Source organism: Blautia sp. Marseille-P3201T (assembly GCF_900120295.1).
Lineage (GTDB): Bacteria > Bacillota > Clostridia > Lachnospirales > Lachnospiraceae > Blautia.
In genome coordinates, this window is the sequence record NZ_LT635470.1 from 1,103,166 (window position 1) to 1,127,681 (window position 24,516).

The 24,516-nt window shown below is 37.5% G+C and carries 24 protein-coding genes; 5 read left to right on the forward strand and 19 right to left on the reverse strand.

Annotated elements, in window-relative coordinates:
- Window positions 1-3 precede the first annotated feature (3 nt).
- The 10 genes from BQ7352_RS13715 to BQ7352_RS13760 form a co-directional block, all read right to left on the reverse strand.
- Window positions 4-834 (reverse strand): ABC transporter permease, encoded by an 831-nt coding sequence (locus BQ7352_RS13715; RefSeq protein ID WP_072449728.1) that lies wholly within the window; start codon window positions 832-834, stop codon window positions 4-6.
- On the reverse strand, window positions 827-1,819 hold the full coding sequence (locus tag BQ7352_RS13720) for an ABC transporter permease (RefSeq protein WP_004223285.1): 993 nt from the start codon (window positions 1,817-1,819) through the stop codon (window positions 827-829). The genes BQ7352_RS13715 and BQ7352_RS13720 overlap by 8 nt, the downstream gene beginning before the upstream one ends.
- Before the next feature lie 90 nt (window positions 1,820-1,909).
- A complete protein-coding gene (locus tag BQ7352_RS13725; RefSeq protein ID WP_072449729.1) occupies window positions 1,910-3,568 on the reverse strand; it encodes an ABC transporter substrate-binding protein in 1,659 nt (552 codons plus the stop codon).
- A 185-nt stretch (window positions 3,569-3,753) separates the two neighbouring features.
- Window positions 3,754-5,778 (reverse strand): ABC transporter permease, encoded by a 2,025-nt coding sequence (locus tag BQ7352_RS13730; protein WP_072449730.1) that lies wholly within the window; start codon window positions 5,776-5,778, stop codon window positions 3,754-3,756.
- Window positions 5,775-6,539 carry an ABC transporter ATP-binding protein gene (locus tag BQ7352_RS13735; RefSeq protein WP_072449731.1) on the reverse strand — a complete coding sequence of 255 codons (765 nt, stop codon included), beginning with the start codon at window positions 6,537-6,539 and terminating at the stop codon, window positions 5,775-5,777. The genes BQ7352_RS13730 and BQ7352_RS13735 overlap by 4 nt, the downstream gene beginning before the upstream one ends.
- 109 nt (window positions 6,540-6,648) lie before the next feature.
- Window positions 6,649-7,641 (reverse strand): sensor histidine kinase, encoded by a 993-nt coding sequence (locus BQ7352_RS13740; RefSeq protein WP_072449732.1) that lies wholly within the window; start codon window positions 7,639-7,641, stop codon window positions 6,649-6,651.
- Between the two features lie 17 nt (window positions 7,642-7,658).
- Entirely contained in the window at window positions 7,659-8,333 is a 675-nt protein-coding gene (locus BQ7352_RS13745) for a response regulator transcription factor (RefSeq protein WP_072449733.1), read from the reverse strand.
- A 73-nt stretch (window positions 8,334-8,406) separates the two neighbouring features.
- Window positions 8,407-9,519, reverse strand: coding sequence for an alpha/beta hydrolase (locus BQ7352_RS13750; protein WP_072449734.1), 1,113 nt, complete (start codon window positions 9,517-9,519; stop codon window positions 8,407-8,409).
- Between the two features lie 22 nt (window positions 9,520-9,541).
- The gene (locus BQ7352_RS13755) at window positions 9,542-10,786 is read right to left on the reverse strand and encodes a glycoside hydrolase family 3 C-terminal domain-containing protein (protein WP_242948597.1); all 1,245 of its coding nucleotides are present in this window, start codon (window positions 10,784-10,786) and stop codon (window positions 9,542-9,544) included.
- A gap of 58 nt (window positions 10,787-10,844) precedes the next feature.
- Complete coding sequence (locus BQ7352_RS13760) at window positions 10,845-11,051, reverse strand: helix-turn-helix domain-containing protein (protein WP_143143403.1); 207 nt, start codon at window positions 11,049-11,051, stop codon at window positions 10,845-10,847.
- Between the two features lie 72 nt (window positions 11,052-11,123).
- Between BQ7352_RS13760 and BQ7352_RS13765 the strand changes: the two genes are divergently transcribed.
- The 4 genes from BQ7352_RS13765 (at window position 11,124) to BQ7352_RS13780 (ending at window position 14,654) form a co-directional block, all read left to right on the forward strand.
- Window positions 11,124-11,957, forward strand: a complete 834-nt coding sequence (locus BQ7352_RS13765) for an XRE family transcriptional regulator (RefSeq protein WP_083429915.1) — start codon at window positions 11,124-11,126, stop codon at window positions 11,955-11,957.
- Between the two features lie 60 nt (window positions 11,958-12,017).
- Window positions 12,018-12,497 carry a PH domain-containing protein gene (locus BQ7352_RS13770; protein ID WP_242948598.1) on the forward strand — a complete coding sequence of 160 codons (480 nt, stop codon included), beginning with the start codon at window positions 12,018-12,020 and terminating at the stop codon, window positions 12,495-12,497.
- A 377-nt stretch (window positions 12,498-12,874) separates the two neighbouring features.
- Window positions 12,875-13,420, forward strand: coding sequence for a Uma2 family endonuclease (locus BQ7352_RS13775; RefSeq protein ID WP_072449737.1), 546 nt, complete (start codon window positions 12,875-12,877; stop codon window positions 13,418-13,420).
- A gap of 163 nt (window positions 13,421-13,583) precedes the next feature.
- Complete coding sequence (locus BQ7352_RS13780) at window positions 13,584-14,654, forward strand: tyrosine-type recombinase/integrase (RefSeq protein ID WP_072449738.1); 1,071 nt, start codon at window positions 13,584-13,586, stop codon at window positions 14,652-14,654.
- Window positions 14,655-14,771: 117 nt separating this feature from the next.
- On the opposite strand, the gene rplT is transcribed toward BQ7352_RS13780, so the two are convergent.
- Genes rplT through infC form a run of 3 tightly spaced genes read right to left on the reverse strand, consistent with a single transcriptional unit; the run spans window position 14,772 to window position 15,895 of the window.
- The gene (gene rplT, locus BQ7352_RS13785) at window positions 14,772-15,128 is read right to left on the reverse strand and encodes a 50S ribosomal protein L20 (RefSeq protein WP_004223310.1); all 357 of its coding nucleotides are present in this window, start codon (window positions 15,126-15,128) and stop codon (window positions 14,772-14,774) included.
- A 44-nt stretch (window positions 15,129-15,172) separates the two neighbouring features.
- On the reverse strand, window positions 15,173-15,370 hold the full coding sequence (gene rpmI / locus BQ7352_RS13790; RefSeq protein WP_004223312.1) for a 50S ribosomal protein L35: 198 nt from the start codon (window positions 15,368-15,370) through the stop codon (window positions 15,173-15,175).
- 30 nt (window positions 15,371-15,400) lie between these two features.
- Window positions 15,401-15,895, reverse strand: coding sequence for a translation initiation factor IF-3 (gene infC, locus BQ7352_RS13795; RefSeq protein WP_072449739.1), 495 nt, complete (start codon window positions 15,893-15,895; stop codon window positions 15,401-15,403).
- Between the two features lie 443 nt (window positions 15,896-16,338).
- Here infC and BQ7352_RS13800 point away from each other — a divergent pair, with 443 nt between their 5' ends.
- The gene (locus BQ7352_RS13800) at window positions 16,339-17,694 is read left to right on the forward strand and encodes a sodium-dependent transporter (RefSeq protein WP_072449740.1); all 1,356 of its coding nucleotides are present in this window, start codon (window positions 16,339-16,341) and stop codon (window positions 17,692-17,694) included.
- Between the two features lie 66 nt (window positions 17,695-17,760).
- On the opposite strand, the gene BQ7352_RS13805 is transcribed toward BQ7352_RS13800, so the two are convergent.
- The 6 genes from BQ7352_RS13805 to BQ7352_RS13830 form a co-directional block, all read right to left on the reverse strand.
- Window positions 17,761-18,123: a type II toxin-antitoxin system HicB family antitoxin gene (locus BQ7352_RS13805; protein ID WP_072449741.1), complete on the reverse strand. Its 363-nt coding sequence runs from the start codon at window positions 18,121-18,123 to the stop codon at window positions 17,761-17,763.
- Window positions 18,107-18,364: a type II toxin-antitoxin system HicA family toxin gene (locus BQ7352_RS13810; protein WP_072449742.1), complete on the reverse strand. Its 258-nt coding sequence runs from the start codon at window positions 18,362-18,364 to the stop codon at window positions 18,107-18,109. Before BQ7352_RS13810 ends, BQ7352_RS13805 begins: the two co-directional genes overlap by 17 nt.
- Before the next feature lie 56 nt (window positions 18,365-18,420).
- Complete coding sequence (locus BQ7352_RS13815; RefSeq protein WP_072449743.1) at window positions 18,421-19,527, reverse strand: DUF362 domain-containing protein; 1,107 nt, start codon at window positions 19,525-19,527, stop codon at window positions 18,421-18,423.
- 75 nt (window positions 19,528-19,602) lie between these two features.
- Complete coding sequence (locus BQ7352_RS13820) at window positions 19,603-20,646, reverse strand: ribonucleotide-diphosphate reductase subunit beta (protein WP_072449744.1); 1,044 nt, start codon at window positions 20,644-20,646, stop codon at window positions 19,603-19,605.
- A 16-nt stretch (window positions 20,647-20,662) separates the two neighbouring features.
- Window positions 20,663-22,864, reverse strand: coding sequence for a ribonucleoside-diphosphate reductase subunit alpha (locus tag BQ7352_RS13825; RefSeq protein ID WP_072449745.1), 2,202 nt, complete (start codon window positions 22,862-22,864; stop codon window positions 20,663-20,665).
- Window positions 22,865-23,013: 149 nt separating this feature from the next.
- The gene (locus tag BQ7352_RS13830) at window positions 23,014-24,516 is read right to left on the reverse strand and encodes an ArnT family glycosyltransferase (protein ID WP_072449746.1); all 1,503 of its coding nucleotides are present in this window, start codon (window positions 24,514-24,516) and stop codon (window positions 23,014-23,016) included.

A 24,516-nucleotide genomic window follows, 5' to 3' on the forward strand; every position in this document is an offset into this window, starting at 1 on the left:
CTCCTATTCATGAGCGCTGTACGGGTCAATAATCTTCTTCAGATTTTCTCCCAGACGGTCAAATAATAAAACAATAATCACCAGCATCAGTCCAGGGAAAAATGCCAGCCACCACATACCTGCTGAAATATATTTCATGGACTCAGAAAGAATAATTCCGATTGCCGGCTGTTCCGGAGAAAGCCCGAAACCTAAGAAAGTCAAACCTGACTCGTGCATAATGGCATGAGGGAACATTAAAATTAACCCAATTAAAAACTGCGGTACCATGTGCGGTAAAATATGATGTACGGTAATCCACCAACTGGAATGTCCCAGCTTTTTAGAAACCTCTATGTACTGCTGAGAACGAATTTGAAGGACTTCGCTTCGGATAATACGTGCCAAGCCTGTCCAGTGGGTAACCGCCACGCCAATTAAAACGCCCTTTAATCCTCTTCCACAGGCAAAAGAAATTAAAATCAAAAGCACTGTATGAGGAATTCCCATAACTAAATCAATGAGCCAGTTCATCAAATGGTCCAGCCATGATTTTCCTGTGGCTGCGATTACTCCTACAATTAAAGCAATCACAGCGCTGACGCTGGATGCAACTACGCCAACGACAATACTTACAGATAAGCCTTTTATGGTTCTTACCAGCATGTCCCTTCCCAGCATATCCGTTCCAAAAGGATGTTTTAAAGACGGCGCTAAGCCTTTCTGTGAAAAGTCCGCCTGTATCAGCTCATCGCTTAAAAATGTACCTGACAAATAAACACCAAGCAATACCGCAAAAATCAGAATGGCAAAAAGAATGGTCTTTTTTCGTCTGTTTAAAATTTTGCTATTCATTTCTATATCCCTCCCTGATTTGCGGGTCTACAATTCCATATATAATATTCGCCAGCATATTTCCTACAAAAACAAATAAGGTACTAAACAACGTAATTCCCAGCAATAAAGGAATATCTGAGCCCATACCTGCCGCAGATGCAGCCGCACCAAGTCCCGGATAAGAGAACACTGTTTCCGCCAAAACAGAACCTCCGAAAAGCTCACTGAAAGAGCCAAACTGCATGGTGATGGCAGGAAGCATAATATTTCTAAGGCCGTGTCTTTTTAAAATACTCCACTTGGACTCTCCTCTTGCTTTTGCAAATAATACATAATCACTTTCCAAAACATCTACCAGTTTTTCTCTTGTATGCAGCGCCACATTGGCAAAAGAGAGAAAACTTAAAGTTAATGCCGGCAATATCAAATGGTGAATTCTCTGCAAAATCGTAACCTGATCTGCCGGAACACCTTTTGGTACACTCATGCCCATGGGAAACCAGCCAAGCTGTACGGAAAACAGCATCAGAAAGACAATTCCAATCCAGAAGGTGGGAATGGAACACATAATCAGACAGACCTTCTTTAAAATTTTATCTATCCATTTTCCGTTAAAAATTCCCATGGCACATCCAATGGCAAAGCCGATAATGCCGGAAAATACCCATGCCGTCATCATCAATGCCAAGGAGGTTGCAAACTTCTCTTTGATTACATCCAGAACAGGTCTTCGATAAATCAAGGATACGCCAAAATCTCCGTGAAGCAGGGATTTTCCCCATGCCAGAAAGCGTTCCACAGGAGGGTCATTGAGCCCCCAGTATTCTGCTATTTTTGCTCTTTGTTCTACGCTTACATTGGGAACAGAACCTACATACTGCTGCACCGGGTCTACCGGTGAAAGACTTACCAGTATAAAGCTTATGATACTCACTGCTATCAGCAGGGTAACCATTCGCAGAAGATACTTTCCCGTAAGCTTCAGATAATACTTACTCTTCATTTGTTTTCTCCTATACTCTCTATAACCACAATTAGAGTTGCCGCATTATTTCCCTAATGCAACAACTCTTTTTCTGTTTTTATGCTATTTCTATTCCCATGTCCATTCTGCAAGATTTGCAATCAACGGCCATGCTGCACCATGTGCGTGAATTCTCTGGTTTCCGATATTTAAACCATCTTTTACATAATACAGGTGTGTCATATTCACATAGAATGCCCAAGGCGCTTCTCCCTTCATGGAAGTACCTGTTGTGCCATCCCACTGTGCTTTCTGCCACCACTCATAAGAGTCTTCAATGGTAAGAGAAGTCATTGCCTTATCCAGATATTCATCTGTGGTAGGATTTGTATAAAATTCAGGATTATACCAGTCTGTTTTCCCCGCATTACTGCTGTGGAACAGCATATAAGAGGTCATTGGACTCTCAGACCCCCATCCCATAATCATTGGTTCAGAGAACATTCTCTTAATAGTTTCATCTTCACTTACACCCTCTACATTGATTTCAAAGCCCATGTTTTCTTTTGCCTGATTTGCCACAGACATAGCAACTGCCTGACGCATGGAATCACCTGCAAAGTACATCAAGTTAAAAGCCAGCTTTTCTCCGTCTTTATCACGAATACCATCTCCATCTGTGTCTTTCCAGCCGGACTGCTCTAAAAGTTCTACTGCATAATCCACATCTGTTTCGATTACATCTTCTTCATTCCACCATGGCATACCATCACATTCAGAATACGCAGGCTTAGCAAATCCATTTAATGCTTCATCAATAATTTTATCTCGGTCAATTCCATAGCACATAGCCTTTCTTACATTGACGTCAGAAGTAATGTTATTTCCAATTTTATATCCGTCTTCTGTCTTTTTTCCTTCATCAGGTACAGTAGGCATTGTAATCCCACGGTTATCTACAGACTCTACCTGTTCCACATGCATACCGTCAATCTCTGTTGTGGCAAGTGTTGCAGAAGTTAATGCAATATCCACTTCTCCTGCTTTTGCAGCTACAAATCTGGCGTCTTCATCCTGAATTAAAAAGACTGCTCTTTTAATTTCCGGTTGTTCACCATAATAATCTTCATTTGCTTCTAAAATAAACTGCTGTCCTTTATCCCACTGAACCATTTTATAAGGGCCGGAACCAATAATCTGGTCTGCTTCTAAACCGAATTTATCGCTGTATGCTTTTTCCGGTACAATTCCCATCTGTGCAACTGTATAGATAAAGGTTACACATGGCTTAGAAAGTTTAAATTCTACAGTTGTGTCATCTAACGCTTTACAACTCTCCAGCATAGTTAAGTCCATATAGGTAGCTTTTTCTTTTGTTGTATTAAAAGTGAATGCAATATCAGATGCTTTTAATGGCTCACCATTTGTAAATTTTACATCATCTCTGATTTTAAAAGTCCAGGTAAGGGCATCTTCACTGGTGGTATATTCTGTAGCCAGATCATTCTCAATCTGCTCATCTCCATTTATTTTTACAAGAGTAGAATAGATAGGAGAACCTGTATATCCAAATCCTGTACAAGGGTCAAAAGAGTCACCTTCACTGGAAAATCCAATCGTCACCTCTGTTTTTTCCTTGCTGTCTGTATCCTTTCCAGCTTCTTTTGTTCCTTCCTTCTGTGTATCTGCCTTCGCAGCTTCTGTTCCGGAATTTCCGGAAGCACCACAGCCTGTAACCATAGCAGAAACACATAATAAGGCAGTTAATACCTTCATTCTCCTTTTCATGGAATTCATCCTCCTAATTTTTTCTTCGTGTTTTAGCTTCCTCATTATATATAGAAAAATCCCCCGGGACAAGCCACCCCAGGGGATATATTTTTTAATTTTTTTCTTTTCTTTTTCTCTTCAATTACAAAGCGTTATAGACACTTTTTATCAATACTGCGCAAAAATGGAACCCTATCCAGGGGTTAATCCTCCTTTTTATTGCTTACAATACCATAGTAAGCTCTGGAAGTTACCAGATACATGGTCACATAGAAAAGTGTAAAAATAATATAGCATGCTGCTGTCACCGAAAGAAGTAATTTCTGATTATTAATTCCAAACAATACAATAATTTTACTCATCATAGGATAAGCAAATGCCGTATGAATACCTGCTGCAATCAGAGGCATAAAAAATACGGTAAGCACCTGAGAATTGATACTTTTTCGTATTGCCTTCCGGCTCATCCCTACTTTTTGAAGAATTTCAAATCTCTGCTGGTCTTCGTATCCTTCTGTTACCTGTTTATAATACATAATGAGAACCATTCCTACAATAAACACAATTCCAAGAAGAATACCCAGTATAAACATTCCGCCATAAAGTGAGTAGAAGTTTCCTCTTTCCATTTCCCTGCTCTCTACCAGAACATGGAGATTTTCATTCTGCTGTTCAAACTCTGCCCCACGTTTCTGAAGCTCCTGTGCTGCTTCGATTTGTTTATCTGCATCTGCTTTCAAATTAATGCCGCGATAATTATTCATAGCTGTTTCCATACCGCTTAACTGCTCACATTCCTGTCTGATTTCGGAAAGCACTTCCTTATCTTTCACAAAAATAAACATAGAAGAAATTGTCTGCATTACATCGATTCCATTGTCCACAAATTTGGGCACAACTTTCTTTATCTTCCACTCCCTTCCATTTTCCAGAGCTAGTGTTTTATAATCATAGGCCATCTTTGTGCTATAGAGAAGAATTTCATTTCCTTCCAAAGTTTCCTGCTTATCCATAATACGATTATAATCTTCTACGGGAATAAAAAATAACTGCCTGATATGCTTATACACATCTGTTCCATAACTCTCCACACGCTCTGGACTCATAGCCAATTCTTTTCCATCTAAATAAGCGGCTGCTCCCAGATAAGTATAAAATAATTCATCTTTTTTCTCTATCTGCTGTTCTTTCAAAACATCTGAAACAACATCATAAAATTCTTCTACTTTTTCGCTATCTTCCGTCTGCACATCTACCACCAGTTTCTGAGGATAACGAGAATTCAAAAAGTCTTCTGCCCCCATGTAAAGACAGGAAACAGCAGATACCATAACCAGAACCATAGTAGATAAAATACAGATGGAGGCAAGTCCCTCCCCATTTCTTTTCATGCGGAACATCATAGAAGAAACAGAGATAAAATGATTGGGCTTATAATAATAATGTTTATTGTTTTTCAAAATTTTGCATAATACCACAGAGCCTGCCTGAAACAACAGATAAGTAGCTCCGATTACCATAATTACAGCTACGAAAAACATACCAATTACCTGCATAGGTTCTTCAATAGACAGGGCAATGACATAGGCTCCTGCTAAAATAACAATGCCAAGCACAGCTAAGATCCAATTCGCCTTTGGTGGTTTTTCCCCCACCTGTTCGCTTTTTAACAATTCCACCGGTTTCATTCTGAAAATCTGAAACAGACATTTAAATAAAATCAAAAGAAAAATCGGAAGAAAAATAGTTATTGTATCTTTTACAGATGATACAGAAATCGTAAAATGAAAATCCGCTTTCCCTCCCAGCATTTTTATCATGGCAAGTTCTCCTAATTTTGAGAAGAAAATACCGCAGCCAATACCGAAAACAAGTGTAATTCCTGTTATCTGAATACATTCCCATATCATAACATAAGCTACATTTTTCTTCCCCATACCTAAAATATGGTAAAGGCCAAATTCCTTATATCTTCTTTTCATCAAAAAGGAATTCGTATAAAACAGGAAAATCAAAGCAAAAACACTGATAACCAGACAACCAAAGGACAAAGTCATCTGCATGGTTTCTCCGCCTTTCATTCCTCTTACAATTTCACTGGTACTCAAAAAACAAATCATATAAAACATCATAATCATGCCCGCACAAGCCAGCATGTAAGGCACATAAATTTTTTTATTTTTCTTTATTCCCGTCCACGCAAGTTTAGGGTAAAATCCGGTTTTCACTCTGTCACACCTCCTCCTGCCAGAACAGTAAGGGCATTGGAAATCTTTTCGTACATCTGCTGTCTCGTATTATTTCCTCTGTAAATCTGATGGAACACCTCACCATCCTTGATAAAAAGAACACGTTTTGCATGACTTGCCGCTTTTACAGAATGGGTTACCATTAAAATTGTCTGCCCCTCCTCATTTACTGCGGAAAACAGCTCTAAAAGTTCATCTGTGGATTTGGAGTCTAAAGCTCCCGTAGGCTCATCTGCCAAAATAAGCTTCGGATTGGTAATCAGCGCACGGGCCACTGCTGCTCTCTGCTTCTGACCTCCCGAAACCTCATAAGGATACTTTTCTAAAATTGCTGTAATGCCCAGCTTTTCTGCAATAGGCGCTAATCTATATTCCATCTCTTTGTGTCCTTTTCCGCTTAATACCAGCGGTAGAAAAATATTGTCTTTAATGGAAAATGTATCTAAAAGATTAAATTCCTGAAATACAAAACCCAGATTTTCTCTGCGGAAAGTAGAAAGTTCTGCCTCCTTTATTTTAGACATGTCTTTTCCATCCAGCCATACCGTTCCCTTGGTAGGTTTATCAAGAGCTGCCAGAATATTTAAAAGAGTTGTTTTTCCGGAACCTGACTCGCCCATAATCGCAGTGTATTCTCCTTCTTCTGCACTAAAATTCACATTTCGAAGGGCTTCTACCTGATTTCCTCCAAATCGTGTCGTATATATTTTCTTTAAATTCTTTACTTCTAAAATTGCCATTGCGTTTTCCTCCTTGCTTTGTTCAAACGTATTGTATCAAAAAAGGGAAATGCTTCGCCATAACTTCTGCTTACATTTCCCTGTTTCATCTTACATTTTTGAAAGATTGTTATTCTATTTCCAGTTTTTTTCTCTTTAAATCCAAGATAATCTCTGTGCCTTTATGAATTTCAGACTCAGCCCGAATTCCATATCCCAGCTTTTCACAAATCCTTTTACATAAATACAAGCCTATGCCACTTGCTTTTTTATCTTCTCTTCCGTTATATCCCGTGTAACCCTTTTCAAAAATTCTGGGCAAATCTTCTTTGGCAATTCCAATTCCCGTATCTTTCACTACCAAAATCTGCTGTGGCTTCCACTGTAAGGAAATACATCCTCCCGGCTTTGTATACTTTAAAGAATTGGACAAAAGCTGTTCAATCACAAACAGCAGCCATTTCTCATCTGTCAGAATAATTGCATTGGTAGTTTCATATTCTAATTTTATCTTTTTACGGATAAACTGCGGTGCAAACCTGCGTACTGCCTGTTTTATAATACTGTCTAAGGAATATTCCCGAAAAACATAATCTCTTTCACTGCTGTCAAGGCGCAGATAGCAGAGCACCATTTCCACATACTGCTCAATTCGCATCAAATCTGTTCCGATTTCTCTGGAAAACTCACTGTCCTCAGACTGCAGCTTTAAATACATAGAAGCAATGGGAGTCTTAATCTGATGCACCCATAAAGTATAATATTCCAACATATCCTGCTCTTTTTCATTATGTACATTTTCCATATCTTGTATATTCTTATACAAATGTTCCAGAATTTTCTCATATTCTTCTTCCAGTCCGTCTTCTGCCTTTGGTAAATTTTCTAACAAAAATTCTTTCTGATTTACGGCTCTTTCCAGCTGAATATATTTCTGACGGAATTTCATAAATTGAAAAATCAAAACCGCTATTCCAAAGACGCCTCCCACGGAAACCGCATAAAAAGCTGCATGTAGAGGTATTTGATACATTTGGAAAAGGAAGAAAAAAACAGTAGAAAACAACAGATAAAAGAGAATTTTTCCCCCTTGTTTCCTTATATATATCTTGAATATTTCCATAATTTTCTCCTTAAACTCTAAATGGCAATCGTATATCCCATTCCCACCTTTGTGGTAATAAAATCAGAAAGTCCTGCCTGAGCCAGCTTTTTCCGCAAACGATTTACATTGACACTTAATGTATTTTCATCTACAAAGCTGTCATTTTCCCACAGTTTTTCCATAAGACGTTCCCTGCTTACAATTTTTCCTTTATTCTCCATCAAGGTCTGCAAAATCCGGTATTCATTTTTTGTCAGTTCGATTTTTTCGTCCTGATAAAAAAGAACCGCCTCTGCTGTATTTAAAAAAGCGCCTTTATGCTCCAAAACAGAAACCTGTCCTGTATAATCATAACTTCTTCTAAGCAATGCCTGTATCTTTGCAGTCAACACCGATAAATCAAAAGGTTTTGCCACAAAATCATCTCCACCCATCTGGATAGCCATCACAATATTCATATTATCCGATGCAGAGGAAATAAATAAAACAGGAATTTGAGAGATTTTCCTGATTTCCTGGCACCAGTAATATCCATTAAAAAATGGCAGTGATATATCCATAAGAACAAGATGAGGATTATAGGATGAAAATTCCGTCATAACATCTGCAAAATTTTCTATATAGCGTGCCTGTAAATTCCAGGCTTCCAAATGTTTCTTTATTGCACAGGCAATATCTATGTCGTCTTCTACAATTAAAATACGATACATGATATACCTCCTCATTTTTTCTTTTATTATAATCACTGCCATCAATATGAGCAAGTACCCTTTTATTTACTTCTTATCTCTCACAATGTTCTAAAATAAATTTTCCCATTTCCTCTATACAATCTTCGCACTGAGGATATACTCCGGTATTATCAAAAAACGCATGACCAAATCCTTTATAAAGCACCATTTTTGTTTCTACTCCTGCATTATGAAGTTTCAGCCCATAGCCCAGAGTTTCCAGTTTAAGAAAATCATGCTCACCTACCGCCAGAAATGTAGGTGGATTATTCTTTGCCTCTTTTGTATAAGGATTTAGATAATCATTTTTTATATCCTTTGTTCCAAGAATTGGCTCCAGTCCTGCTGTCATTCCTGAAAACATACCTATCATTTTAGTAAGTCCACGTTTTTGTTTTGGTGCCATTTCAAAATTTTCCATGCCCGGCTTGAAATATTCGTCTTCTATTCCTGCCATATTCAAAGTTGGATAAAGAAGAAGCTGTCCCTTCAATAAATTAATTTTTTCTTCTCTATCACGTGTCGCACAATACTGAGCAAGGTTTCCTCCTGCACTGTCTCCTGCCACAAACACATGATTTCTGTCTCCGCCAAACTGCTCTGCATTTTCATAAATCCATTTTAAAACAGAAAAACAATCCTGATGTCCGACAGGATATGGGTGTTCCGGTGCCAGTCTGTAATCCACAGATACGGCACAAATCCCTGTTTTATCCACAAGCATCTTCACAGATTCTTCTACCACATCACAGGAACCGCCAAAGAAGCCGCCTCCATGTATATAGTATAAAATCGGCAGGTTTTGTTCTAGTGCTCCTTGTTTCTTATAAATTCTTACAGGAATTTCGTACCCGTCCTCTGCTTTTACTTTTTTCTCCTGAATTTTTATTTCTCCTTCTACACAGGGAATACTTTTTACTCCATTGAACATTTTTCTTAATTTTGCAATTCCCTTTTCTGAAGTATCCATTTTCATAAATCTTGCCGGCATAAATGCAAAAATCTTCATTTGCTTTTTCATGTCATTATACAGACGCGGGTCCATAGCTCCTTTTTCTTCACAATCAGGAAGATTTTTGACAAGAAGCGGCGCTTCATAATACTCTGTATTTTCCTCTTTTTCCTTTAAAAGCTGCAGTAAACGTTCTTCATATTTCTTTTTCATTTTTATTTATCCTTTCGCTGTCCTACTTTTTATATCTTCTTGTTCTGAAATCCGATATAACACCTGCGAAATTCAATCCATATCCAAAGTCATACACATGTCCTTCGCTGTCCTGATAACATTCCATATCTAATGCCACATCCTCTTTCTGGCATTCTACTGTTTCCATATTCGTTGGAATTTGAATAGGTAAAAGCCCTCTCGGTTCAAACTTTCCGGTGATAACGTCCAAAACTGCCTTTGGCATAACACCATATTCTGCAAGGATTGCATCTGCATAAGGCTCAAACTCTGACATAACCATAGGATTTTTTATAGAAACAATTACTATAACCGGTTTATCTCCCATAGCCTTTCGCATATTTATCACAAGATCAAGGTCCTCTTCATTTGCTGCCTGGTTCCATTTATTCTTATAACTGCGATTCTCTGATTTTTCCAGTGGATCCCCTCCTGCAATACTTTTCTGTCTGGCGCATACTGCCTGATATGGGCGATACTGAAGAGTTACCGGAACATAACCATTTCCTCCACTCTTTCTGTCTTCCGGATCATACCCTACAGAAATCGGAGATTCTATAAAGCAAAGTGCTGCCTCTGCTTCTTCTGGTGTTTCTACGACAGTAAAATAATCTGCTGCTGCCTTCTTTCCGGCCGGTGTAACCGTCTTTTCCCCGGTAGGATGACTCATAAAATCCAGATAAGATTTCAAATGTCTTTCCGGTACATACACTCTCATTCCTTTTTCTAATGGAAGTACATGCTCCCTGTTTTTCAACATCGTAATTGATTTCAGCTGTGACTGATATCCTTTTTCTACAAACTCCGGACATCCCACTATGTTCAGAGATTTTTCCAAATCAAGATATGGATTTTCAAAAAGTCCTGTACGAAAAATATTGAGAAGCAGTCGATACGCAGAACGTCTAAATCTGGCATCTGTCACTTCTTTTCCATATTTTTCACATGCCATCTTATAAGCTTCCAGCACAGGTTTCACGTCATTATTTCCTCCAAACTGATCAACACCTGCCTCAAGAGCTTTCAGGTGTCTCTCCGCCTCTGTCAAATGTTCTACGCCCCAGCATTTCCCTGCAAATTCTTCTTCTGTTTTTCCAATATCATGGGTAATTCCCCAATCCGTACAAACCACACCTTCATATCCCAGTTCTTCTCTGAGCAGATCTGTAATCAGATATTTATTATAGGAATTACCTACATTTTCTCCGTATTTTTTATCAACAGCATAAGAAACTGATACGTACACGGGAATTCAGTTCATTCCATTTTCTTTTTGATATCCACATTTCTCTCACCCCGCTTTCTTATTCCCCTCTTTCCTCTGGCAGCCTTGGCTTCAAGAATTTATCAGTATTTACCTTTAAAGCCCCACAAATAATTGTATATTCTTCAAATGTAAATCTCCTTTTTCCATTCAAAGCCAAATTTAATTTCGGAAGTTCTATTCCGTTTTCTCTACTTATGTAAGTCTGGGAAATCCCATTTCTTTTCAAATATTCTTTTATCTTCAAACCAACATTCAAATTCATCACCTATTTTCGATTTGTTCGAAGTTATTATTATAATATATCGTTTGTTTCGAAATGTCAACATTATTTTTCGACTTTATCGAAATTGTTTTATTTACAAAATCGAAATTCAATGTTATACTTCAACTAACAGGAGGTGAAAAAATGCCATCATTCGGAGAAAAAATAAAAATTGCTAGAAAATCAAAAAAATACACTCAAAAACAGTTAGCAGAAAAAATTGGTGCTGCACATAATTCTATTAGCGATTGGGAGAATGATAAGAATAAACCTGATCCAGATACCATAGAACTTCTTTGCGGTGTTTTAGAAATAACACCTAATTATTTAATGAATTCTTTTTCTGATGAATTATCTCCAAAAGATAAATTGTTTATAAAAAAATACCAAGCTCTTGATTTGTTTGGTCAGCAAACCATTAACATGATTTTAGACAGAGAATATGAACGCATGGAACTAATCAAAAAGCAGCAAGACCATATATCTTACTTAGAAGAAAATCCGATTATTGTGGAAAAAGGAAATAATACCATAGTCCGCCTCTATATCTATATGCACAAGATAGCTTCCGCTGGAAACGGTTTCTATTTTGATGATATCCCAACAGATACAATCGAAGCTCCATATCTTCCTGGTGCTGATTTTATTATTGGTGTTAATGGCGATAGCATGGAGCCCACTTATAAAGATGGGGATTTAGTCTATGTGCAGAAAAGACAGATCATAGAAAACGGGGAAGTAGGTGTCTTTATTCTGAATAATGAATGTTTCATAAAGGAAGCTGGAGAAAAAGGCTTAATTTCCCATAATGAGAAATATGACATTATACCAGGCAATGAAAAAATTCAGTGTATCGGAAAAGTTTTAGGAAAAGTAAAAATGAATTAAATCGCCACTGGCGTTTTAATAAAAAATAAACAACAGGAGGGTAATATTATAGCATTCGGAATGAAAGATATGCTAAATGGAGCAAAAGCTGTCGCAGGTGCGGCAGGAGGAAGTCTTGTGCAAGGAGGACTTGGAAATTATAGTCAAGTTTCACCCGAACAATTGCAGCAGGAATTTGGAATGTATCTTATGGACGGAGAAAACATCGAAATGGGGTTCAAACTTATTCGAGATGCTTTGGTTTTTACAAATAAGAGAATTATCTTCTCTGATAAGCAAGGGGCAACCGGAGCAAAAATGCGTATTGAGTCAATCAACTTGTTTTCTATTGTTGATGTGACAATGGAAACTGCTGGATTTGGTTTTGATGATAGCGAACTTACATTCACATACATAAAGACTGCTAATCTTAAAGCACATGATGTACAATATATTTCTCACAAGTTAGAGTTCCCTAAAAAATTCAATGTGCAGCCATTGTACAAAACACTTCAAGAACTCGCTTTTGAAAATTGCTTAAGAATAAATGATTTTAAATAGAATATAACCTCGCCCCTGTCAACACAGGGGCAAACACCTTGATAATATAATATACTTACCTGGGCAGCTGGGGGACGTGCTCTCACCTATTCCGAGACCTTACGGAAGGCGGTGATTATTATGAGTACATACGAAGAATTAAGTCTAATCGTAAGCGTTGCTTTACTGATTGTTGCAATTCTGAATTATACACATAAGAAATAGCCGTCCTGCTCCTGAGAAAAGTAGACGGCTATTCCTTAATAGTTTAAAACTTATTCGCCGGGACGGGTGAAGTGCAGTCACCTTCCAGCTCCCTTGTTAAGTATATTATATGTCAAAAAAATGTATTTGTCAAATTGTATCAGCCTATAATAGCTATGAAAGGAGTTGTTACTATGCCATTACCTAAAGCAAACACCTATACACTGGAAGATATCTACTCTCTGCCGGATGGGGAGCGTGCAGAGCTGATTAATGGAAAAATTTACAACATGGCTCCGCCAAGCCGTATCCACCAGAAACTTGTAATGGAACTATCCGGAACATTAAGGGAATATATAAAATCTCAGTATGGCTCTTGTGAAGTCTATCCTGCCCCATTTGCCGTATTTCTGGGAGAAGACACTCAAAACTATGTAGAACCGGATATTAGTGTTATTTGTGACAAAAACAAGCTTACTGACAAGGGTTGCAATGGTGCTCCGGATTTTGTGATTGAAATTGTTTCACCCAGCAGCCGTAAAGTGGATTATTCTACAAAAAATGCTCTTTATTCTGATTTCGGAGTACGGGAATACTGGATTGTTGATCCAGCAAAGGAAAGAACTACTGTATATCGATACGAAGAAGATGCTGCTCCTATAATTATACCTTTTGCTATGCCTATCACAGTAGGAATTTATCAGAACCTTGCTATTACAATTGCAGAACTTTTAGACTAAAAAAAACCGCCCCTGCTACCAACAGGAACGGCTTAATATATATCCGAAGATATACAAGAGTTTTTAGCAAATATATTGTATCATCTTCGGAACAGCCTTGCAATCGGAACATATTTTCGATGGCTGTTATTTTTATACCCAAAATTGAAAAGGAGATGATTTTATGCGTAATCCCAACGGCTATGGCTCTGTTGTCTATCTAGGCAAGAACCGGCGCAAACCCTATGCAGTAAGAGTAACCAACGGATACAAAGAAGTGAACGGACGTTTTAGGCAGCAATTCAAGTATCTGGGCTATTTCGAAAAGTCTAAAGAAGCAAATATGTTTCTGGCCAACTACAACTCCGGAATGCCTGTAAAAGAGCATACAAGCCTTGTAAAAGAACCTACATTTAAGGAGGTGTACGAAGCTTGGTTTGAATATAAAAAAGCCAGAAAAAGACCGCCTTCTTCCAGTACTTTAAGAAATTATAATCTTGCATACAGTCGTTTTACGGACATCAAAGACAGGAAAATTAAAAATATCCAGACAGATGATATCCAGAAAATAGCAGATGGTGTGTCTTCAAAATCAAATTCTACGGTTGTCCTGATAAAAACTGTCCTGTCACAGGTATATGAGTATGCCATAAAAAGAAAGTATGTAGATGTAAACGTTGCAAATCTATGTGACTGGGATTATACAGAAACAAAAGAAAAGATACATAAACCTTTCACAGAAGATGAAGTAGAAATGCTTTGGAAAAAGAAAGATATTCTGTATGTAGATATTATCCTGATTATGATTTATACAGGACTTCGAGCATCAGAATTTTTGAACATTGAAAATAAAAATATTAATTTTGAAGAACAGTATGTTATCTGTGGAATGAAAACAGATGCCGGAAAGGACCGAGTCGTTCCGATCCATGATGCTATCCTACCATTCTTTAAGAGATATTACAGGAAGGGAAATAAATATCTATTCCCCAACACGAAAGGTGGCGCTTACTACTATACACTGTTTAGAAATACCATCTGGAAGAACCTGATAGAAGAATTGCAAATTGATCACACACCGCACGATACCAGACATACCTTTGCAACTCTGGCAGATAGGTATAACTTAAATGACTATTATATAAAGCTCATCATGGGACATTCCGTATCTGACATAACCAAAGGAACATATACCCATAAGCTACCGTCTGAGTTATTAGCAGAATTGCAAAAAATAGAAATTCCAGATGTATAATTTGTATATTATATGTATATTGCTTGTATATTACGTTCCAAAATCAACACCATTTTTCTTGATTTTAGACATGGAAAAACCCCGTAAATAAAGGATTTACGGGGTCTGAAAATTTCATTAAGCTAATTTAGATTTTGCTAATTCTGCTAATGTAGCAAATCCGGCAGCATCGTTGATAGCCATATCAGCTAATACTTTTCTGTTTAAATCAACGTTAGCTAATTTTAAACCATACATAAATTTGCTGTAAGATAATCCGTTCATTCTTGCAGCAGCGTTGATACGTGCAATCCATAACTGTCTGAACTGACGTTTTCTCTGTTTTCTGCCTGCGTAAGAACTTGTTAAAGCTCTCATTACAGACTGTTTTGCTACTCTATACTGTTTGGAACGAGCTCCTCTGTAACCTTTAGCCAGTTTCAATACTCTATTATGTCTTTTCTTAGCGTTTAATCCGCCTTTAATTCTTGCCATTCTTAATTTCCTCCTATATTAAACACATACTTACACACAAACGATTAGATGTAAGGTAAGATTTTTTTCATGTTCTTTACATTAGTTGCATCTGTGATAGCTGCTTTTCTAAGATTTCTCTTTCTTTTCTGAGATTTCTTTGTTAAGATATGGCTCTTATAAGCTTTATTTCTTTTTAATTTACCTGTACCTGTTGATTTGAAGCGCTTTGCAGCTGCTTTAGTTGTTTTCATTTTTGGCATGTTTATGTCCTCCTTAAACTCTTTTTCTTATTAACGTTTTTCCGTCAAAAACATAGTCATGCTTCTTCCTTCTACCTTTGGTGCTTTTTCTACAACAGCAACATCAGATAGGATTTCAGCAAATTTCTCTAAGATATATTTGCTGCTTTGCATGTGTGCCATCTCTCTCCCGCGGAAACGCAGAGTAACTTTTACCTTATTTCCTTTTGTCAGGAACTTTCTGGCATTGTTGACTTTCGTGTTCAAATCGTTTTCCTCAATATTCGGGGATAAACGCACTTCTTTGATTTCTATGGTTTTCTGTTTCTTCTTAGCTTCCTTTTCTTTTCTGGCTAATTCGTACTTATACTTACCATAATCGATAATTTTACAAACCGGTGGTTTTGCTGTAGGAGCAATTTTCACAAGGTCTAATCCTGCCTCCGCCGCATGTTTCTGCGCTTCTCTGGCAGACATAATTCCCAGCTGCTCTCCCTCTGCGCCTATAAGACGGACCTCTTTATCTCTGATTTGTTCGTTAATCATTAAATCGCTAATAGTAGTGCACCTCCATAATATTGATAAACCGTTAACAGCCATAAGCTGTTTGAACTTAATTAAAGAAAGAATAAGAATTGACAGAGCAGTTTCCTAATATATAATAAAAAAGGATAGTTCTACAAACTATCCACTGTTTATCCGCATAAGAAAACGCCTTGCGCCTCATTATCTTCATATAAACCGTAGTCACTCATTTGTGCTAGGGTGAGAGTGGATACTCTGCTTTCTTTTTCTTCTTCAGACTTATGTAGTCTACCATATATACATATCTTCGTCAAGTATATTTTATAATTTTTATGTTTTTTTAATTTTTTTAAGAAAATTCTTGTTTTTTTTACAATTCAGTGGCATAATAAGGGCTATATATTCCAGTCAGTGTACCACTTTAAAGTGACATTGACTATAATAAAATTTAAGAGGTGATGTTTATGGACAAAAAAAGAGGATCTTTTTCAAACAAAATGGGATTTGTCCTTGCTGCCGCAGGTTCAGCTGTAGGTCTCGGCAATCTCTGGCGTTTTCCCTATCTTGCTGCAAAATACGGAGGAGGTATCTTCCTGCTAGTATATTTAATTCTTGCGGTAACTCTTGGCTTCACTCTTATGATAACAGAAATCGCCATTGGACGTAAGACAGGTTTAAGTGCCGTGGGTGCTTTTAAAGCTCTTGATAAACGTTTTAAATTTGTAGGTTATCTGGCATGTGTTGTTCCTTTTGTTATTACACCTTACTACTGTGTAATCGGCGGCTGGGTTATAAAATACTTTGTAACTTTCCTGACAGGTGATGTTGCTGCTGCTGCCGGTGATGAATATTTTAACGGATTTATCAGCCAGACCGCTTCTCCTGTATTCTGGTTTGCATTATATGTTATCATTACTGCTGTTGTAGTTATCTTTGGTGTGGAAAAGGGAATTGAAAAAGCAAGCCGTATTATGATGCCACTTTTAGTCGTACTGATTGTAGGCGTTTCCGTCTTTTGTATTACACGCCCAGGCGCTATGGAGGGTGTAAAATATTATCTGCTTCCTGATTTTTCTAAATTCTCCGCTACTACGGTGCTTGCAGCTATGGGACAGTTATTCTATTCCATGTCCCTTGCAATGGGAATTATGATTACCTACGGTTCTTATATGAAGAAGGACTGCAATCTGGAAAAATCTGTAAGACAGATTGAAATCTTCGATACTGCGATTGCTTTTCTGGCAGGTTTGATGATTATTCCTTCTGTTTTTGTATTTTCAGGCGGTGACGAAGCAGCACTGGGCAAAGGACCTTCCTTAATGTTTGTTACACTTCCTAAGGTTTTTGAAGATATGACTCTAGGCGGTGTAATCGGAACTGTGTTCTTCCTTCTGGTATTATTTGCAGCTTTGACATCTTCTATCTCTCTTTTAGAAACAAACGTTTCTATTATAAGAGATAAGCTTGGATGGAGCAGAAAAAAAGCAACAATCACGGTTACCATTTATGTACTGGTATTAGGCGCTATTGTTTCCTTAGGCTTCGGACCTTTGAGCTTTATCAAGATTATCGGTCTTGGTCTTCTGGATTTCTTTGATTTCCTGAGCAACAGTGTATTGATGCCAATCGTTGCAATCCTGACCTGTATCTGTATCGGACACTTTATTGGTTCTAAAGTAGTTTCTGATGAGGTAGAGTTAAACGGAGCATTTAAGTTTAAGAAATTCTATAATATTATGCTGAAATGGATTGCTCCTATTTGCTTAATTCTGATTTTGGTATTTGCCGTATCAGAAGCAATGGGATGGATTACCGTTTAATAAAAAATGTTTTTTAAACAGGACAGTCGCTTCACGATTATTCAATCGTAAAGCGACTGTCCTGTTTTATTTCTTATATACAGCATCATTTTTTGATAATAGATATACACAATACTGGTTCATACTGACTCCCTCTCTTTGAGAGTGTTCTGCTAATGCTCTGTGTAAACTACGAGGTATCCTCAGTTTAAATTGACCGGAATAATCTTCTAAGCTGTCCGGTTCATGAATTTCAATTCCTTCCTCAAATGCTGCTATCATCCATTCTTCTTTTGCCTTCTGTGCATTCGTTACTGCACTTTCTATGGTTTCTCCGCAGGTAATACAGCCCGGTAAATCTGGATAAGAAACTACAAAACCGCCTTCTTCTTTATCTTCTACAATTTCCATTCGATATGACATCGCCATATAATCATTCAGCTTCTTCATTATTCCTTTCCTCACTCTCTACAACTTGCCTAACCATTTCTACATAAACTTTTTTAATTGGCTCATGTTTTGGTATGGTAATTGGCTGACATCCCTTTTTTCTAAACGTATAGTGACTGCTTCCTCCTCTTGGTGCATACATCACGTACCCATAAGCTTCCAATACTTTTTTTAGCTCCTCAAATCGAAGATTTCTTGATAAATTACATATACGTGATATTAATTTATCCCATTTTGACATTTTCATACCTCCTGCTTATAGTATATGTGATACCATATAGGGTGTCAATATTCTTTTCAGACATTTTGCATGAAAATTATATAATTTTTCAAAAACTCATAAATCTCCTCTTCTGTGGGCGGGCACCCTTTCACATAATTCCGAAATCCTCTTGTGCAGTTCCCTACTCCCAGTTTCCCCTCTTTTCCGTGGTATCCCTGTCCAATGCAGATTTTATCCTTCAGCTTTTCCAAAAGCCCTTCTTCTTTCAGTCTCCAAAGAGCCGGAAGAAGATAACCATAGCAGGCGCTGCAAGACTCTACTTCCTCTACTGCATCACAAACCTCTACGACTTTTCTCGTTTTCGGAATATATTCTCCCTGTCTTGGCGTATTCAGCTCACGAAGCTGTGCATGCTCCCAACCTGCGTCCCCTGCCCCCAAGGCTTCTGCCATTTTTATATACGGTACTTCTTCCACCTCATACCCCATAAAATGACATACATAAGCATCGCAAAGCACCGGATCTGCCACAGCCAGAATACGGTTTAGCTCCACCGGATTTCCTCCGTCTTCAAAATCCCAATCTCCGCAAATGCTGTCGACCACTGTAAAATCCGGTGCAATTTCCGCTGCCAGATGAGCAATGGGCTCATGAAGTCCCATGGCATGAAAATGCCTCTTTTCGCAGTTTGGTATCAACCCCTTTAAATTTTTCAGTGCACAGGTAATCTTTGTCTGACAATGCCCTTTCATCACCGGCACATTAATCAAAAAGTCTAAGCTTTTTACCTCGTCACAGATTTTCAGTTTCATTCCCTGGCAAGGATATGTTTTATAAGTATCTTTTTGTAAATCAATAAAAGGCACATGATATCTTTCTGAAAGTTCATAATAACCACAGACTTCTGCTGCCTCTGCGGTCTTATCTCCTACCCATGAGCTTTCTAATATGACCAGATTTGAAAATCCTCGCTCCTGCAAATATTCTATAATTCCTGCCACAATTTCACTGTGGGTAGTCGCTCCGTAGGAAGCTTCTGAAGGCGCTACCAAATTTGGTTTTATTCCTATTTTCCGCTCTTTTTTTAATATCCGCCCCTCCAAATCAGCTTCCTTTAAAAGAGTTTTTGTCATTTCTTTATATTCTGTTCCGTAAATTGCCAGAATTTCCTGTTTTTCCACTTAATCACTGTCCTCCTGTCTCCATACATATTTAATAGAATAGTATTAAGCACAGTATAAAGTCAATATTTTCTCCTATAAATCATCTAAAAGAGCAGTGCTTTTTGCATAAGCGGTACTTTTCGCCTCAAAAAAGTCTGTTTTTACCATATTTGCATTAGAATAATAACTCACCCACTTCATACTTTCCGGCTCTTTTTCATATCCCGGATACACCGCTTCAAAACCCAGTCCCGTGAAACGTAAATTTCCCAGATATTTTATATATTCTGTAATCATTTCCTTTGAAATTCCGGGGATATCGTCTCCCAGAACATAATGTCCCCACGCAATTTCCTGTTCCACACCTTCTATCAGCATTGCCTTTAAAACCTGTATATTTTCTTTTGTAAAAAGCTCCGCTTCTTCCTCTTTTAACTGTAAAATCATATTTCGAAACAGCCACAAATGGGTATTTTCATCTCTGTTAATATAACGAATTTCCTGCGCAGAACCGGGCATTTTCCCATTTCTGCTCAAATTATAGAAGAACATAAAACCACTGTAAAAGTAAATGCCCTCTAAAATATAATTCGCCATCATAACCTTCAGCAATGTAAAACTGTCTTTTTTTGTCTGAAATTCGTTATATAATTCGCCGATAAAAGTATTTCTCTTTAACAATCTTTCATCTGTTTTCCACTGATATAAAATCTCATTGCGCTTTTCCGGACTGCAAATTGTATCCAGCATATAGCTATAACTCTGGCTGTGTACACACTCTTGAAAAGTCTGAATGGAGAGACATAAATTTATTTCATTTGCCGTAATATATTCCCCAATACAAGGCAGATTTGCAGACTGAATGGAGTCCAAAAACACCAAAAAGCTTAAAATTTTATCGTAAGCCTGACGCTCTTTTTCGGAAAGCTCTCCATAGTCTTTTCTGTCCTGAGAAAGATTGATTTCCTCCGGTATCCAGAAATTATTCATTGCCTGACGATACCAATCCTTCACCCATCCATACCGCATATTGTTGAAATCATTTAGGTTTGTAGTATCTCCGCCAATCATCCTGCGAAAACGTACATCTGTCTCTCCGTTGGGATTAAACAGCGATTTTTTCTTTAATTCTGTCATCTTCTTCTCCTTCTTCCTATGAAGCACAGCTTTCACATTCTTCTACTTCAAGGGATTTACTTCTCACATAATAAATGGTTTTCACTCCTGCTTCCCATGCTTCTACATACAGATTAAAAAGCTGTCGCAGTGTATAATTATTGGTAATATAGAGGTTTAAGCTCTGTGCCTGATCGATATGTCTCTGTCTGATACCGCAGGCTTTCACGCTAAATTTCTGTTCGATATTGTGTGCATTCTGATAGTAATAATAAGTATCCACAGACAAATCCGGAGCTACTCTGGGGAGCATACTTCCTTTCTTTTCTTCCATAAAAAACTTCTTCATAACGGGATCAAGACCTGCCGTAGTTCCTGCCAGAATACTGGTACTGCTGGTAGGGGCTGCTGCTAAAAGATAGCCGTTTCTCATTCCTGTATTTCTTACCCTGTATTCCAATTCTTTCCACTCTTTTGACACATAATTTCGCTTTTCAAAATACGCACCGGTATGCCAGTCACTGCCTTCAAAAAGGCGATAAGCACCTTTTTCTTCTGCCAAATCTGCGCTTGCCGAAACAGCAAAATAGTTTATCATCTCAAACAATTCATCTGCAAATTTTAAATGCTCCTGACTTTCCCAAAGGATATTTTTCTTTGCCAAAAGATGATGATATCCGCTCACTCCAAGACCAATCCCTCTGTATTTTTGATTGGTAAGTTGCGCATAGGGAACAGGATAAAAGTTCAAATCAATTACATTATCCAGCGCTCTTACTGCTGTCCCTACAATATCTTTCATGTACTCCTTATCATCTACGGGAAGATGTCCCAGAGAAAGGCTTGCCAGATTGCACACCACAAAATCACCCGGTTTCGTAGTCGTAACCACTACGGTCTCACCGTCTTTTGTCTGAATTTCTGTGGAAACACTTTCCACCTCCTGCATATTCTGGGCTATCTCTGTACACAGATTAGAACAATAAATCATCCCTTTATGCCCATTGGGATTAGCATGATTTACCGTATCCCTGTTAAAAGTAAAAGGTGTTCCCGTTTCCGCAGCTGATTTTAAAACCATACGTACAATTTCCTTAATGCTAATACAGCGTTTTTTAATTCTCTTGTCTTCTATGCACTGTTTGTATTTTTCTTCCCATTCTTCTCCGTAGCAGTCTTCCAAACGCCATCCCTTCACCATAAAAATTTCATGAGGACACATTAAATACCAATTTTGATTTAAATCTTTCTTCGCCATTTTCCAGAATAAATCAGGATAACACACTGCCGGAAAAATATCGTGAGCCTTCATTCTCTCATCACCGTTATTGGTACGAAGCTGTAAAAATTCCGGTAAATCTCTGTGCCATACGTCTAAATATACTGCTGCCGCTCCCTGCCTTACACCTAACTGGTCTACTGCTACCGCCGTATCGTTGACAAGGCGTATCCAGCGGATAATGCCACCTGCTGCTCCTTCAAAGCCTCGAATGGTACTGCCTGTTGCCCTCACCTTTCCAAAATACATTCCCATTCCGCCACCGAACTTACTTACTTTTGCAAAACTGTCAATGCTTCTGTAAATCCCCTCTAAGCTGTCAGGAACTACATCAATAAAGCAACTGGAAAGCTGATGGTATGGCTTTCTGGCATTTGACAAGGTAGGCGTTGCCATGGTTACTTCCTGCTTACTGAGCATATCATAGAACTTCTTCACCCACTTCATTTTATCCTTTTTTTCTTTCATTGCCAGATGAAGTGCAATTCCCATATACATTTCCTGAGGTGTCTCCAATTTAATGTGATCATGGGTCTGAATAACGTAACGATTGAGAAGTAAATCCAATCCGGAATAATTAAACAAACCATTGCGCTCTGCTTTGATATAACCTTCCGCTTCCAGAATTTCCTCTTTTGAATAATGCTCTAAAATGTAACTACCGTATAGCCCTTCTTGGGTAAGATATTGAATTTTCTCATAAAAATCTTTTATCCCTCTTATTTCTAATTCCACTCTTAATTGTTTCTCAAATTTCATATATAAAAAACGGGCACCAATATATTCCCATTTGGGCTCCGTTTCCTGCGTCAGCTCTACAGCAGCCTTTGTCAGCGCCTGTAAAATATCCTCTTCTGTCATATCGTCTCTTTTCAAACGCTCATATCCCTGTTCCAATTTACAGACATTATATTCTGCTTCAGGAAATTCCTTCATAACCTGACTGATATAATTCTTCATTTCCTTGCTCCTTTAATTTCATCCTATACTATATCTTGTATTCTCTGTTACCCATCATAGCATATTTTCTATTTTAATACTAGAGTTTTTTAATCCATTTTATTTCTATACAAAAAGGAACTACAGATTTCTCCATAGTTCCCTTCATTTTATTTCATATAAACAAGTGCTTCATCCATTGTTTCTTTATTTTCAGACCAAATCAATTCATATTGATTATCCTCCAAAAAGCTACTAATTGTATCATCTTTACATTCAGCTTGTACCACAACAATGGGTGGTTGCTCTTCTTCCATTTGTTCTATATATTCTTCCATTATTTCCGGTTTTACTTCCGAAATTGGAAATTGATAAGAATACCTGGTTGCATGACTTCGATTTGTAAGAATATAAATAAAATTCCAATTTCCATATACTGAAATTTTCTCACTATCCTCAGTATTTTCTTCTATAATCTTCGCAACTGTCATTGCTGTATCCGAAATATTACAATCTTTTCTATTTTCAAAAGTATTCGGCAATCCTTTCACCGTTTCAATCCAATCCGGCAGTATCATGGTACTTAACACATATATAGATACAAGTATGCTGATTGCTTTAGAAATACTGTTAATTTCAATATCTTCTATATCTGAAAAAATCAAGCTTAAAGGATACGATACCATCGGAACAATTATCATTCCATAGTGAGAATAAACCATTCCGGACATACATATAAGTAACAAATTAAAAATCATATATGCCAAATACGTTCTGTTTAAAATTCTATTTTTTTCTTTGCAATGATACAGCATACTGAAAAAAGCTATCATACATACAGAAGTATTAAAAAAGCTCAAAAAAGAATCCCATTTTGCGGAAAACAACGCTCTATTTCCTTCTTCAGATGTGTATTGTGTATTAAACACAATATAATCTTCCCAAAATGGAACCAAACTATGATGAACTGCGAGCCATATAAGAATTGGTAAAACAATCAGCAAAACACCTATAGAAAATCCTATTATCATGCTTCCTAATTCTTTCCAGTTCTTATTCCATATATGTATAACAAATATCGTAATACAAAAAGTCAACCACACTGCAATCATATTGGGACGTAATAACAAAACTACTCCGCAAGAAAGCCCCGAAAGGATTAATCTCATCATTGATATCTTTTTATTCTTTAGATAATCGATAAAAATAAAAATTCCAATGGTTAAAAATGGCATTGCATATTCTTCTGTTAAATTTCCACCATCAAAATATCCAAACAGCAAAGAAAGAGAAACAAGCATTACAATCATTGCAAAATTGCCTTTACATGACAATCTTGCAATTTTATAAATCATAAAAATCGTAACTGCCAAAAATATCAGCTCAATTACCCATATTCCACCATAACTTGAAATTTTACCCCCTATCCAATTCAATATATATAAAAGAGGTCCTTTATGGTCAAACGAGTCTCTGTATGGCATATAGCCTTTTTCCATCATCATCGCTATCGTTTTAAATACACTTGAGTCAGTTCCTGTCTCCACGTTTAACCATGGATGCTGCCAACTCTTTAACAAGAAAAAAAAAGCTATTACAGTTGATACTAAAAACGCTATAATATTTTCTTGATTGCTGCTTATCAAGCTTCTTTTCTTTTTCGTCTTTTCCAT

What these genes read in the sequence shown, in the direction of transcription:
- BQ7352_RS13725 (WP_072449729.1), bottom strand. Translation starts at nt 3,568, where the DNA reads ATGAAAAGGAGAATGAAGGTATTAACTGCCTTATTATGTGTTTCTGCT.
- BQ7352_RS13820 (WP_072449744.1), bottom strand. Translation starts at nt 20,646, where the DNA reads ATGACAGAATTAAAGAAAAAATCGCTGTTTAATCCCAACGGAGAGACA.
- BQ7352_RS13810 (WP_072449742.1), bottom strand. Translation starts at nt 18,364, where the DNA reads ATGTCAAAATGGGATAAATTAATATCACGTATATGTAATTTATCAAGA.
- BQ7352_RS13780 (WP_072449738.1), top strand. Translation starts at nt 13,584, where the DNA reads ATGCGTAATCCCAACGGCTATGGCTCTGTTGTCTATCTAGGCAAGAAC.
- BQ7352_RS13735 (WP_072449731.1), bottom strand. Translation starts at nt 6,539, where the DNA reads ATGGCAATTTTAGAAGTAAAGAATTTAAAGAAAATATATACGACACGA.
- BQ7352_RS13715 (WP_072449728.1), bottom strand. Translation starts at nt 834, where the DNA reads ATGAATAGCAAAATTTTAAACAGACGAAAAAAGACCATTCTTTTTGCC.
- infC (WP_072449739.1), bottom strand. Translation starts at nt 15,895, where the DNA reads ATGATTAACGAACAAATCAGAGATAAAGAGGTCCGTCTTATAGGCGCA.
- BQ7352_RS13775 (WP_072449737.1), top strand. Translation starts at nt 12,875, where the DNA reads ATGCCATTACCTAAAGCAAACACCTATACACTGGAAGATATCTACTCT.
- BQ7352_RS13805 (WP_072449741.1), bottom strand. Translation starts at nt 18,123, where the DNA reads ATGAAGAAGCTGAATGATTATATGGCGATGTCATATCGAATGGAAATT.
- rpmI (WP_004223312.1), bottom strand. Translation starts at nt 15,370, where the DNA reads ATGCCAAAAATGAAAACAACTAAAGCAGCTGCAAAGCGCTTCAAATCA.
- BQ7352_RS13830 (WP_072449746.1), bottom strand. Translation starts at nt 24,516, where the DNA reads ATGGAAAAGACGAAAAAGAAAAGAAGCTTGATAAGCAGCAATCAAGAA.
- BQ7352_RS13720 (WP_004223285.1), bottom strand. Translation starts at nt 1,819, where the DNA reads ATGAAGAGTAAGTATTATCTGAAGCTTACGGGAAAGTATCTTCTGCGA.
- BQ7352_RS13800 (WP_072449740.1), top strand. Translation starts at nt 16,339, where the DNA reads ATGGACAAAAAAAGAGGATCTTTTTCAAACAAAATGGGATTTGTCCTT.
- BQ7352_RS13740 (WP_072449732.1), bottom strand. Translation starts at nt 7,641, where the DNA reads ATGGAAATATTCAAGATATATATAAGGAAACAAGGGGGAAAAATTCTC.
- BQ7352_RS13745 (WP_072449733.1), bottom strand. Translation starts at nt 8,333, where the DNA reads ATGTATCGTATTTTAATTGTAGAAGACGACATAGATATTGCCTGTGCA.
- BQ7352_RS13750 (WP_072449734.1), bottom strand. Translation starts at nt 9,519, where the DNA reads ATGAAAAAGAAATATGAAGAACGTTTACTGCAGCTTTTAAAGGAAAAA.
- BQ7352_RS13765 (WP_083429915.1), top strand. Translation starts at nt 11,124, where the DNA reads ATGTCAACATTATTTTTCGACTTTATCGAAATTGTTTTATTTACAAAA.
- rplT (WP_004223310.1), bottom strand. Translation starts at nt 15,128, where the DNA reads ATGGCAAGAATTAAAGGCGGATTAAACGCTAAGAAAAGACATAATAGA.
- BQ7352_RS13770 (WP_242948598.1), top strand. Translation starts at nt 12,018, where the DNA reads ATGAAAGATATGCTAAATGGAGCAAAAGCTGTCGCAGGTGCGGCAGGA.
- BQ7352_RS13825 (WP_072449745.1), bottom strand. Translation starts at nt 22,864, where the DNA reads ATGAAGAATTATATCAGTCAGGTTATGAAGGAATTTCCTGAAGCAGAA.